Below are 12,996 nucleotides of genomic sequence, written 5' to 3' on the forward strand. Positions count from 1 at the left end.
AACGAGCCCTTCCCGGCGGCTCGGGCTACTGCCTCAGCCACCAATTCGATGTTGCGGCAGCTCCGCCGCCAGCGGAACGCCCTTGCGATGAAGAGACGCTCAGCCCTTTGCCGGAAGGCTCATAGAGCGCGTCTTCAGTCAGAGGAAGCGGCCGGCGAACCGTTGTCGGCATGCGAAGCTCCTCCCACCTCTCGAGGATGACATGCGCGTTCGTGCCTCCGTCCGCAAAGCAGTTCACGGCTGCGGTATGAAGATCAGCCTGTTCTCCGTGCTCGCGGCTGAAATAGAATGGCGACGCGCCGATATCGAAATGCTTCATCGGCATGCGGCCGGATAAGAATGGCACTTGCTCTCGCCGATCCAACATCAGTACTACCTTAATCAGCCCTGCAATGCCTTCCGCACACAGCGGATGACCGATATTCGGCTTGGCAGACCCGATGGCAAGCGGCGTACCGCCATCCTTGCGGTAAACGGCTTGAATCGCCTTAAGCTCCAGCAGATCGGTTACTTCCGAGCCCGATCCGTTCGCCTCGATATAACCGATCTCCTCCGGCTGCTTGCCGCTTCTGGCCAGCGCCATGCGCATCACTTCTGCCTGCGTCTGCAGGTTCGGAGCGGCCGGCCCTGCCGTTCGTCCATCGTTATTCATCGCTGTTCCCTTAATAACCGCGTGAATCCGGTCTCCATCCTTCAGCGCCTGTTCCACAGTCTTGAGCAGCACCACGCCCGCTCCTTCCGACAAAACCACGCCCTGTGCGCGGCTGTCGAACACATGGAATTGCGGCTCCGAACTTAAGATCCCCCGCTGCCGGAACAGCCGGTGCACTTTATCGGTTCCGAGCAAGCTGACGCCGCCGACAAGCGCGCTCTCGATCTCGCCTCCCCGCAGTGCCTGCACCGCTACGTTCAAGCCGACCAGCGCCGAAGAGCAGGCGGTATCCAAGACGATGCTCGGACCGCGAAGATCAAAAAACTGCGAAATGTTAGCGGCCAAATAGTTCGCCCCAACAGCCAGAATCGGATTCCGGGCTTGAAGCAGCGTCTCTTCGTCCGGCTCATGCCGGCTTCGCGCGCCAATATATACACCTATGGCACGTTCTTTAATATCCTCTGGCTTGTAGCCAGCATGATGCCACGCCTTCAAGCTCTCCTCGAGAATGAGCAGCGCTTGAGGGTCCATCGCTTCCGCGTCTTCTTGCGATAAACGAAACACAGAGGCGTGCATATGCTGTGGACGGTTCAGCAACCCGGCATAATAAGGTTCTGAATCCGGCCAACGCTCGTGCGGCACCGTTCCGATTGCCGACCTTCCCTCGGACAGAAGCTGCCAGTATCCTTCGGGCGTTTCTGCTCCGGGGAAGCGGCATGACAGACCGATAACCGCTATATCCGCCGCATCGGCACTCTTCTTGGAGTCAGTATGCTCGGCGGGAATCGCCATCCTTGGCTGCGACTGCGGCTGCGGCTTCTCAGACACCACCGGTGCAAGTAAGCCAACATCCTCATTATTCGAAACCTGGCTGTCCGGGGCCCATTCTCTTGATTTCTCAGCAAACAAACCTCCATATTTGTCCGCAAGCCATGCCGACAACGAACGAATCGTCGAATATTCGTACATAATCGACGGATCCAGCTCCCCGCCAACCGTCTGCCGAATCGTTCGCACCACCTGTGCCAGCATGATCGAATCGACGCCGAATTCGGTGAACGGAATATCGGGCTCGAGCCGCGCCGGCGCAAGCTTCAACTCTTTCGCTAACACGCCGGTCACGAAGGACTGAACCGCCAGCTGAAGGCTGTCTTCGGAACGCCTTTCATCCGCCTTTTGCTTTCTCGCACTTAGCGGAGCAGCCACATCCTCTCGGAGGGTGCGCTGCAGCAATTGCTCCGGCTTCCACCGCAGCGGATCGACAATGGCAGGCAGCACGACCGGACCTAGACGGCCGGACAGAATGCAGTCCAACATCTTAATGCCTTCGGCATTCGTATGAGACAGCAGCCCCGTTTGCTCATATGCCCGGCTTTTGACTTCGCCTATGCCTGTCTCCTTCCAGCTCGGCCACTGCACGCTGACGATCGGACATTCCCCGCTCCAAGCCCGAGCGGCATAATCCATGTACGCATTGGCCATGGCGTAATCGCTCTGTCCCGATGCCAGCGTCGGCACGATGGCCGATACCGACGAGAACAGCACGAAGAACCGCAGCGGCTCATCCTTCATGCAGCGGTACAGAACGTTCAAGCCCTCTACTTTCGGAGCAAGCACCTCTTGGATTACACGGTCTGATTTGCGGATGAACGCCGGTGTATTCAGGTCTCCCAGCCCCGCACAATGAAGTACGCCGCCGACCGGGCCCCAATCCGACTTCGTCTCGTTCAAGCAGCGGCGGACCGCTTCCTCATCTGTCAAATCAAGAGAAAGCACCTTCACCTTCGCACCCAGCGATTCCAGTTCTAACACGTCATGTATTTTCCGCCCGACCGCACTTTCCGCATCCGCCGCATATCTATCCCATTCCTCTCGAGGCGGAATAGCCTCGCGGCCTGTCAACACCAGCCGGCGAACGCCGCAGCGGCTGACCAAATGATGAGCGCATAACGCTCCGATGCCGCGGGTGCCACCCGTAATCCACAACACTTGCCCGTCCGGGAACGCGATAGGCGCTTCTTCAACGCCGTCCAGAGGCAGTTCCCGCAAGCAAGCGCGGTACCGCCTCCCGCCACGATAGCGCACTTCCGCATCGTCGCTGTCCGCCATCAATTCGGCAGCAATCTGCTCAGCGAGAGTCTGCTCATCGACTCCAGTCTCTAAGTCGAGATGCCTTGAACGAAGATGGCTGTATTCGCTCTGGAGCATCCGGTACAATCCTGCCCTTTCCGCCCCGGCCAAGCCCGTCAAACCTTGCTCGTCTTCCAGCCCCCGGGTTACGCCGATCAGCAAAAGGCCGTCCCGCGTTCCGTGCTCCACCATCCGCTGAAGCCATGGAATCCATCCTAACGACCCTTCCGGCCCGTCCGCCCGCGCCGCTGCACAGCCGATCAAGTCGACGAAGCCCGAATAAGCTGCCCCGTCCGATTCCGGTTGGTCCCGTTCGGTCCGCAGATCTTCCGGCCCAAGAATACGGGCCAGGGACAGCTGGCTCGACAGCCGCTGTGCCAGCGGCATCGTCTCTTCCGTCGCAAGAATGGCCACGGTTCCCGTACGAATATGGAAGGAAACCGGAGGGCACGGCTCCCATTGCTTCTGCAGCATTCGCATACTGCGCGCAGCATCTCGGAGAGCCGCTACCGGTGCATCCCCGCCCGTCTCCTCTGCCGCATCATCCGTCTGAACCGGCATCGACGGCAGCCAATACCGTTCCTTCGCGAACGGGTAGGTTGGCAGGCTAAGACGACTCGGTGCTTTGCCCCGATACAGCCGTTTCCAGTCGATGTCGACGCCGCTGGCCCACAGCTGAGCGATTTTCGAAATCCGCCCTTTCCGAAGCCATTTCTCCAGCAGTTCTCCAGAATCCTCATCCTCCTGAAACAGCATGGACAGCGTACCGTCCAATTTGACCGTCCCCCGGTACGTCATCGGGAGATCTTCTTTCCCTTGCGCAAATTGTTCAAGCAAACGTATCAGCTCATCGATATTCCGAACAGCAAAAATAACGCGATCGCTCATCGATTCGCGTCCCACCTGCAGCGTATAGGCAATGTCCTCCAGCTTCAAACCGCCGGCACTTCCCGCGGCTTCCGCATCCGGAATCGAATAACCGAATTCTCCAATGCCGCCCGCCGCTTCGGATAGCCGCTCGGCAACACCGGCAGCCGAACCGAGCTCAATGATCATATCGCTGCTGAGGGCAATGCCGAATTGCTGATTTAATTTATTTTCCAGCTGAATGAACTGGATCGGCTCCAACCCGATTTCGAACCAGTGCTGCTCCGTATCGATGAACCCGTCCTTGACCTGGAGGATATCCGCAACGGCTCTGCACACCTGAGCTGCGATTGTATCGCGGTCCGCAGCACCTTGTTGCCTTGCTGCGCCCATGTCTTTCATGCCGGGAATGGATGGTTTAAGGAATCCCGCCATTTTCATCGCATAAGCTTGCAGCCGCTCCTTATTCTTCGCAGATAGCGGCACGATGCACAGCGGTTCTCCTTCTTCAGCATCCTTGCCGTTCACGGACGATGGTTGCAAGCGGACCGGGGCCGGCACGTATTCTTCGAGAATGACATGGGCGTTCGAACCGGTTGCCCCGAACGAGCTGATTCCCGCGCGCCTTGGGATGACCGTCTCCACACCGTCTTGCGTTATTGTCGGTTGTTCCCAATGCTGCAATGTCCGTTGAATATAAAAAGGAGAGCTAGCCAAATCGATGTGCGGATTCGGCTCTTCCGCATGGAGAGAGGACACCAGCATCCTATGGTTCAACTGCAAGATGACCTTATGCAGCCCGCTGATGCCGGCGGCCGATTCCGCATGACCGATGTTCGATTTGACCGATCCAATCGAACAGAACCCGGCATCCGGCGTATACTCTCGAAATGCTTTGACAAGCCCTTGCATTTCGATCGGATCGCCGAGCGACGTTCCGGTCCCGTGCGCCTCGATATAGGATATCGTCCGCGCGTCGATCCCCGTTTTTTCCAAGCAATCGACGATCAACTCCGCCTGGCCGACAGGGCTTGGCACCGTAATTCCGCTTACCGACCCGCCATGATTGATGACGCTGCCCTTAATAACAGCATAGATATGATCCCCATCCCGGACTGCCTTGCTCAACGGTTTAAGCAGCACGGCGCCTGCGCCCTCGCCGGACACATAACCGTCTCCGCCCTTGCCGAACGTACGGCACCGGCCATCGCTGGCGTGCATATCCATAAGGCCGTAGGAAACATATTTGCCCGGATGCAGGGACAGATTGACGCCGCCTGCCAACGCAACCTCGCACTCTCCGTGCCGAATGCTCTCGACAGCCAGATGAACCGCCGTCAGCGAAGAGGAGCAGACCGTATCGATGGTCATGCTCGGTCCGTGAAAGTTGCAGCTATACGATACGCGATTCGCGATCGGAGCATAATTGAGCGACAAAGGAAACCGATTGCCTTTCGCCGCCTCTTCTGCGCCTAGCAGCGCATAATCTTTATGCATGACGCCGACAAATACACCGACCGGCCGTCTTTGATGGCGGCCTCTAGGCTGTACGAGCGTACCCGGCGTATACCCCGCATCTTCGATCGTTTCCCAACACGTTTCGAGAAATAACCGTTCCTGGGGATCCATCGTCTCCGCTTCTCTCGGAGAAATTCTAAAAAATTGCGGATCGAAGCAATCCGGGTCGTCGATGAACCCGCCCCAGCGCGAGACCGGTTTGCCCGAAGGCGATTGGATATCCTTGTAGCGTTCCCATTGCCATCTTGAGGACGGGACTTCACCGACGCAGTCTTTGCCCGATTGCAAATTGGCCCAAAAGGCAGCGAGACTATCCGCATCAGGGTACCGGCCAGCAATTCCAATGACAGCAACGTCATGATCGGCTGTAGCAGCCGGGGGCACGAGTTCATTGGAAGGCTCGTCTTCCAACGTAGAAGAGTCTTCGTCGGACGAGAAAGGCTCGCCAGGTTCATAGGTCTCATTGACGGCAAATCTGCTCGGATATGCCTCTGCCAAATGTTCGGATAGCTGCGCGATCGTCGTATGCTCGAACAGCAGCGTCGGCGGCACGGCCTCTCCGATGCTGCTTGCGATGGCGCTCGCGACGGCAAGGAAGCCGGCCGAATCGAGGCCCATTTCGTAATAACCGGCATGAATGTCCAGTTTCTCTTCCGTCTGCTGCAGCTGTTCTGCGAGAAGCTTTCGGGCGAACCTCAGCGCCTCTGCCTGTGCCGTACCGCCGCGCCTTTGCTTAAGTTCAGAACGGCTAGCCTCCACCGAGGAAGTCCCCTCTTCCGACAGATTCTTTCTCACCAGCTTCATCGTGAAGTTCGTCAGCTCCGCAGCTTTCCTTCCATTACTGTCAAAGAATCCGATCGTCATCGACAGCAGTTCTTCCCTCCGCCGGACCGACGAGGCCAGCACTTTGGCAATGCAAGTGGATTGCAGCAAACGGGAGGCACGAAAAGATTCGTAGAACAAGGGCAGAAACAGCCCTTCGTCTGCCTCGCCGCCTTCGCCGAACATGCCTCCGACGATCCCGGCGCCGCTCCCGTCCAGGAGAACAGGATGGAACATAAATTGGTGCGCAGCAACAGCCCGGAGCGCCTCTTCCCCGACAGCGCATTCCACCAAGCTCGCATCTTCCGTTACCCGCAGCTTGCCTTCCGCCTTCATGAAGCCGGTATGCACGACACCGCGTCGGTTCCATTCCATGTACAGTTCGCTCAGCTCACGGGAATGCTGAGCCTGTGCGGAATTGAATTCAGCCCTATCGAGTGTTTCCTCGAATGTAACGGACTCGCATCTGTGCATTTCTGCCGCTGCATACAATACCACTTGATCGGATACGGCTCCGCTGCGCCGGCTGCGGCCCTCGAACCGAACAGCCCAGCGGTCTCCTCCCATATCCCTCATCAGGATCGAGAGCAGAATATCCTCCCCGGGCTCTACGGTTAACGGGCGGTGAATCGATAGGTTGCGCAGCTCCAACTCGTTGAACGGATAGCGATGCTTCCGGAAGATTTGATACAGCATATCGATGTAAGCCAATCCGGGCAAGAGCGCTTGTCCGTTGGCCATATGATGCCGAACCATCGGATTGTTAAGGTTTAAGACCAGTTGATGTTTCATCATGCTCCCCCCTTTACCCAAACGTATCCCAAAGCATCGGCTCGCTCTCCGGTTCATCGGGCTCAAAATTAAAAGTTGGTACGGGAGCAGACGTGCCGCCAAATCGTTCGACCGCCGTTTCCGGTTCCACCGCCGGACTTGGCAGCGGCTGGCGAACGGTATTCGGCGCGCGGTGCTCCTCCCATCCCTCGAGAATGACATGCGCGTTCGTACCGCCGTCCGCGAAGCAGTTCACCGCTGCGGTACGGATGCCCGTCCACTCCTCGGTCTCCCGGCTGAAATAGAATGGCGATGATTCGACATCAAAATGTTTCATCCTCACGCGGCCTGACAAGAACGGAACCTTCTCCCTGCGGTCCAGCATCAGCACCACCTTGATGAATGCGGCGATGCCTTCCGCGCACAGCGGGTGCCCGATGTTCGGCTTAGCCGACCCGATGCTAAGCGGCCTGTCGTTCTCCTTGCGGTACACCCTTCGGATCGCCTTCAGTTCCAGCAGATCATTCACCTCGGAGCCCGAACCGTTTGCCTCGATATAGCCGATCTCCTCCGGCTTCTTGCCGCTGCGTGCAAGCGCCAGACGCATCACTTCCGTCTGCGCCTTCGGATTCGGCGCCGCCGGACCCGCTGTCCGTCCGTCGTTGTTGACCGCGGCTCCCTTGATAACGGCATAGATACGGTCCCCGTCCTTCACCGCCTGCTCCACGGGCTTGAGCAGCACCACGCCTGCGCCTTCCGACAGAACAACGCCGTTCGCGCGGCCGTCGAAAACATGGAATTGAGGCTCCGGGCTTAAAATGCCGCGCTGCCGAAACAGTCGATGCGCCTTATCGGAATCGAGCAAGCTGACTCCGCCGACAAGCGCGCATTCGATTTCTCCGCCCCGCAACGCCTGAACCGCCACATTCAGACCAACCAAAGCCGAGGAGCAGGCCGTATCCAGGACAAGGCTCGGCCCCCGCAAATCGAAAAATTGCGAAAGGTTCGCGGCCAAATAATTCGACCCTACAGCCAGAATCGGATTCCGGGCTTGAAGCAAGCTCTCTTCCTCCGGCTCATGCTTGCTGCGTGCGCCAATGTATACGCCAACGGAACGTCCTCTGATCTCTTCCAGCTTGTAGCCGGCGTCATGCCACGCCTTCAGACTTTCCTCGAGAAGCAGCAGCGCTTGAGGATCCATCAACGCCGCATCTTGCTCCGTGATACGAAAGACGGAAGCGGACATTGTACGAGGCCGGTCGAGCACCCCCGCATCATAAGCCGCCCGGCCCGTCCAGCGCGCCTCGGAAACCGACCGCAACGCAGACCGCCCCTCGGACAGCAGCCGCCAGTAACCGTCCGGCGTTTCCGACCCGGGAAAGCGGCACGACAAGCCAATAACCGCAATGTCTGCCGCTGCCGCTGCCATTCCCATTCCCATTCCCGTTCCCGTTCCTCCTGCTGTTGCCACGGTTGCCGCCTGCCTCGGTTGTTCTGGAGGCGATGAAGGCAGCACGATGTCTGCCTCTACCTTCGCCATAGTCCCGCTGTCCGTCCTCGGTTCCGTTCGTTCCACGGAGAATGAATCGCCGTACTTTTCCGCAAGCCAAGCGGATAACGAGCGGATATCCGGGTATTCGTACAAAATCGACGGATCCAGATCGACGCCGGACGTCTGCCGGATCGTTCGCACCACCTGCGCAAGCAGAATAGAATCGACCCCATAATCAGCGAACGGCGTATCTGGATCCAGCCGTTCAGAGGCAAGCTTCAACTCCTTCGCGAACACGCCGGTAACGAATGCGTGAACCGAAGACAGAACATGCTCTTCCCCTGCCTGTAACTGGGCCTCGCTGGCCTGTACATCGGCAATCTTCACTTGCTCGTGAAGCCTTGTATGTTCAGCCGTCCCATGCGGTGATGGCACTTGTCGTGCGGGCTTTGACTCTTTGGCCTCGTCCCGCAGGCTGCGCATCAGGAGCCGCTCCGGCCTCCAACGTTCCGGGTCGACGATGGCTGGCAGCACAACCGGACCGAGACCTTGCGATAGGATACGGTCCAGCATCTCCAAGCCTTCGGCGTCCGTATGCGCCAGCAGTCCGGTCTCTCCGTATACCCGGCTCCTGACTTCGCCCATGCCTGTCTCCTTCCAGTTCGGCCACTGGACGCTGACGACCGGACAATTCCCGCTCCAAGCCTGTGCGGCATAATCCATATAGGCATTAGCCATCGCGTAATCGCCCTGTCCCGATGCCAGTGCCGGCACGACCGCCGACACCGACGAGAACAGCACGAAGAACCGCAGCGGCTCTTCTCTCATACTGCGGTATAACACGTCCAGCCCTGCCACCTTCGGAGCGAGCACCTGACGGATGATGCCGGCCTGTTTGCGAATGAACGCCGGTGTCTCCAGATCGACGATCCCGGCGCAATGAAGCACCCCGCCGACCGCGCCCCACTCCGCTTTCACTTCGCTTACGCTGCGGCGGACTGCCTCCTCGTCGGTCAGTTCGAGAGCGAGTACCTTCACCTGCGCCCCAAGCGCCTCCAATTCGCGGATCGCCCGTATTTTCCGTCCGGTCGCGCTATCCGGGTCTGCCGCGAAGCCGTCCCACAGCTCCCGGGGCGGCAACGTCTCGCGTCCCGTCAACACTAGTTTCCTTACACCGCATCGGCGGACAAAATGTTTCGCGCACAGTGCGCCGATGCCGCGGGTGCCTCCCGTAATCCACAGCGCCTGCCCGTCCGGCCACTCGATACGCTTCCTTTCGCCGCCATCCATAGGCAGCTCGCGGAGACAAGAGCGGTAACGCACACCATTGCGGTAGCGCACTTCCGCGTCCTCGCTATCCGCTTGCAGCTCGGCAGCCATTTGTTCCGCCATCAGCTGTTCGCCGCACTCTGACTCTAAATCGACATGCCGTGAGCGAAGGTGACTGTATTCGCTCTGCAGCATCCGGTACAGTCCGGTCCGAACCGCTCCCGACAAGTTGACCTGGCCCAGATCTGCCTCTAAGCCGATAGTCACGCCAAGCATCGTAAGACCGTCCCTACCTCCGTGTTCCGTCTGCCATTGAAGCCAAGCCATCCAGTCCTCTTCCGCATCGTGCCGCACAGTTCCGCAGCCGATTAAGTCAATGAGGCCCGAATAGGTCTCCGCCGCCCCCGACTCGTTGCGATGCAGCTCATTCCTCAGCTCTTCCATGCCCATAACCCGTGCCGATACGAGCAGGCGCGAAAGCTCAAGAGCCAGAGACCTTGTTTCCTCCGTCGCCAAGATGACGACCTTCCCAGAACGGCTTCGTGAACGTTCCGGCAGCGGGCAAAGCTCCCAATGCTTCCGCAGCATCCGCATGCTCCGAACAGATGACAAGTGTGCGTCAGCATCGCGGCGGGCAGCCTTCCGTACAACATCTCCGCCTTCACTCTCAATCGATCCCAGCTCAGCTTTCCGAGTCTCGGAGCCTTTGCCCTCTGCAGAACGCCTCTCCGCATCAAACACAGCTCCGTTTACGGTAGAAATCTCCGAATGAGGAGGAACCGGCAGCCAGTACCGCTCCTTCGCGAAGGAATACGCGGGCAGACTGATTCGCCGCGGTCTCGCATCCCCATACCACTCTTCCCAATCAGCCGTCGCTCCTTGAACCCAGAGCTCCGCCGCCGGTTTGCCTTTCTTTTGCCGGATATACCCGCGAAGAAGCGGCGTCAGCTCCTGTTCTACCAGGCGCCGGTTTTTCTGCGCACGGCCCGTAATCAATCCGTCACCGGAACCAGTCGCGAGATAGCCGTTCAACGCGGCGATAACCGCTTCCCTGGAATCGGCTTGGAAAGCAAGCCTCACATCCATAGCTTCACGACCGGTCTGGAGCGTATAAGCGACATCCGCCCAATCAATCTTCTCCTGTGACTCGATCCAGCTCTTCAAGCTGCGGACATAGCTGGCTAGCCGCTCCTCGCTTCTTGCTGACAGGACGAACAACGGCGGAACGGCCGCTCGTGCGGAAGGCCTTTTGTCGCTGTATTCTTCAATAACAAGATGGGCATTTGTACCGCTGAAGCCGAAGGAACTGACCCCTGCACGGCGAGGGGCCCCTTCTGTGCTGTCCCAATCCTTGGTCTCCGTATTGACATAGAACGGCGAATCCTCAAAGTCATAATGTTCATTCGGCACGCGATAATGCAGCGTCGGGACGAGCTTCTTATTCCGCATTAGCAATAAAGCTTTGTGAATGCCCCCCACGCCGGCTGCCGCCGACGTATGGCCGATGTTGCTCTTGACGGAGCCGATGGCGCAATAGCGTTTACGGTTCGTCTTCTCCTTGAACACAGCCGTGATGGCCTCAAGCTCGATCGGATCGCCAAGCTTCGTGCCGGTCCCGTGCATTTCCACATAACCAATACTTGCGGGATCGATGCCATGCTTCTCGTAGATTTCCCGCGTAAGCTCCGTCTGGCTGCTCAAGCTTGGTGCGGTAATCCCATTCGTTCTCCCGTCCTGATTGATGCCCGAACCAATGATGACGCCATAGATAGGATCACCGTCCGCCTCCGCATCCTGCAGCCGCTTCAACACAACAGCGCCAGCCCCTTCGCCTGGGACGAATCCGTTGGCTCCGTTATCGAACGTCTTGCATTGACCGTCTGGGGACAGCATGCCCGCATCGCACATGGACAGGTATGTCTCCGGAGTCAAATACAAACTGACGCCGCCAGCCAGCGCCATATTAATTTCCCGGTTCAGCAGCGCTTGGCAAGCTAAATGCACGGCGACCAACGAGGAAGAGCAAGCCGTATCGATCGGAATCGCCGGCCCCTTCAAATTCAAATAGTAGGCCAATCGGGCTGCCGCTATGGCATAGCTGCTCCCTGTCGTATGTGCGAATCCGAAATCGGAGAATGAACCCTCCTCCCCCAGCGCCCGGCACATCGAACCATATTCGCTGCTCATTATGCCGAGGTATAACCCGCACTTCATGCCGTCAAGCCGCCGGGGGCTGTAGCCTGCATCCTCGAATGCCTTGTACCCTTCTTGCAGGAACAAACGCTGCTGAGGGTCCATCCATTCCGCTTCCGTCGGTGAAATATGAAAAAAGAGCGGATCGAATTCGGCCATGTCTTCGATCAGCCCCAGCCATTTCGCGTACATTTTCCCTTTCTGGGGAAGCGGATCATAATACCTCCCGGTATCCCAACGGGAAGGGGGGATTTCCTTGACCGAGTTTCTCCCCTTCGCCAAATTGCTCCAGTACTGCGATAGGTCGGCTGCTTCCGGATATTTGCCGGACATTCCAATAATGGCTACCGCTTCACGCGAGCCGGATTGCCGGATATCCGCACGTTCCGCCTGAGGTCCAGGATCAGCTGCCTCAGCCTTGACGGATGCAAGCAGCACCTTGGCTTCTTCCGGCCGAATCTCCCTTCGCTTCAGCGCCTGCAATATATGTTCCGCTTTCATCGGCATTCCCTCTTTTTGAAAAGATTTCAATTTTCGAACAAGGTCATAATCCGATCCCGCACCTCATCCTGCAAGAAGGTCTTCTCATGCATGGCCAGCTCCTGCTCGACATATTCCGGAAGATCCTTGCGCAGCGAAGCGGTCAGATGGGCTTTGAGCGTCATTAAGGAAATCCTTGGCTTCTCCGCTAGCTGCTGGGCCAGACCATAGGCGTGTTCCAGCACTTCATTCCTCGGCAGTACGGGAAACGGAACGCCTCTTCGCTGCAGATCGGCACCGCGGTAGTTGCCGGCTCCAAGGAGCATTTCTTGTGCCAAGCTATGCCCCAGCTTATGAGGCACGATCAGAGTAGATCCAAAGCCGGGCGTAAATCCGTATTTCATAAAATTCGTATTATAAACGCTCTCCATACTGAGAACGATCATGTCCGAGAACAACCCCAGCACGAAGCCTCCGCCGATTCCATGCCCCTGCATGGCGGAGATGACGGGAATCTTGCAGTTCAATGCCAAGCTGTATACGTTCCAATCCGTAAAGCGGGAGCGGCCCTCTTGCAGGCTGAGCAATGTTTCGCGCGTGCCGCCGGAGGCGAAATAACTGTCGTATCCCGTTAGTATGACCGCCTTACCGCCCGGATTAGCATCGATCTCCGCGTAAGCCGACCGCAATCCAGCGATCAGCTCCTCGGAGAACATGTTCCGGTGCAACCGGTCTTCCATTGTAATCTGAAAAATGCCCGCTTCCGCTTCATGCAGCCGAACGACCGATGAAACCATCCCCA

The 12,996-nt window shown here is 58.1% G+C and carries 2 protein-coding genes and 1 pseudogene; all 3 read right to left on the reverse strand.

What is annotated here, in order from left to right; genetic code table 11:
• Positions 1 to 25 precede the first annotated feature (25 nt).
• Positions 26 to 6,781: a beta-ketoacyl synthase N-terminal-like domain-containing protein gene (locus PKO01S_RS05100; protein ID WP_164779485.1), complete on the reverse strand. Its 6,756-nt coding sequence runs from the start codon at positions 6,779 to 6,781 to the stop codon at positions 26 to 28.
• 13 nt (positions 6,782 to 6,794) lie between these two features.
• Positions 6,795 to 12,068, reverse strand: a pseudogene (locus PKO01S_RS29875) (type I polyketide synthase); the annotation flags it as partial.
• A gap of 173 nt (positions 12,069 to 12,241) precedes the next feature.
• Complete coding sequence (locus PKO01S_RS05110) at positions 12,242 to 12,991, reverse strand: polyketide synthase (protein WP_127530336.1); 750 nt, start codon at positions 12,989 to 12,991, stop codon at positions 12,242 to 12,244.
• Positions 12,992 to 12,996: the final 5 nt, after the last annotated feature.

It is taken from the genome of Paenibacillus kobensis NBRC 15729 (assembly GCF_004000825.1).
Lineage (GTDB): Bacteria > Bacillota > Bacilli > Paenibacillales > Paenibacillaceae > Paenibacillus_T > Paenibacillus_T kobensis.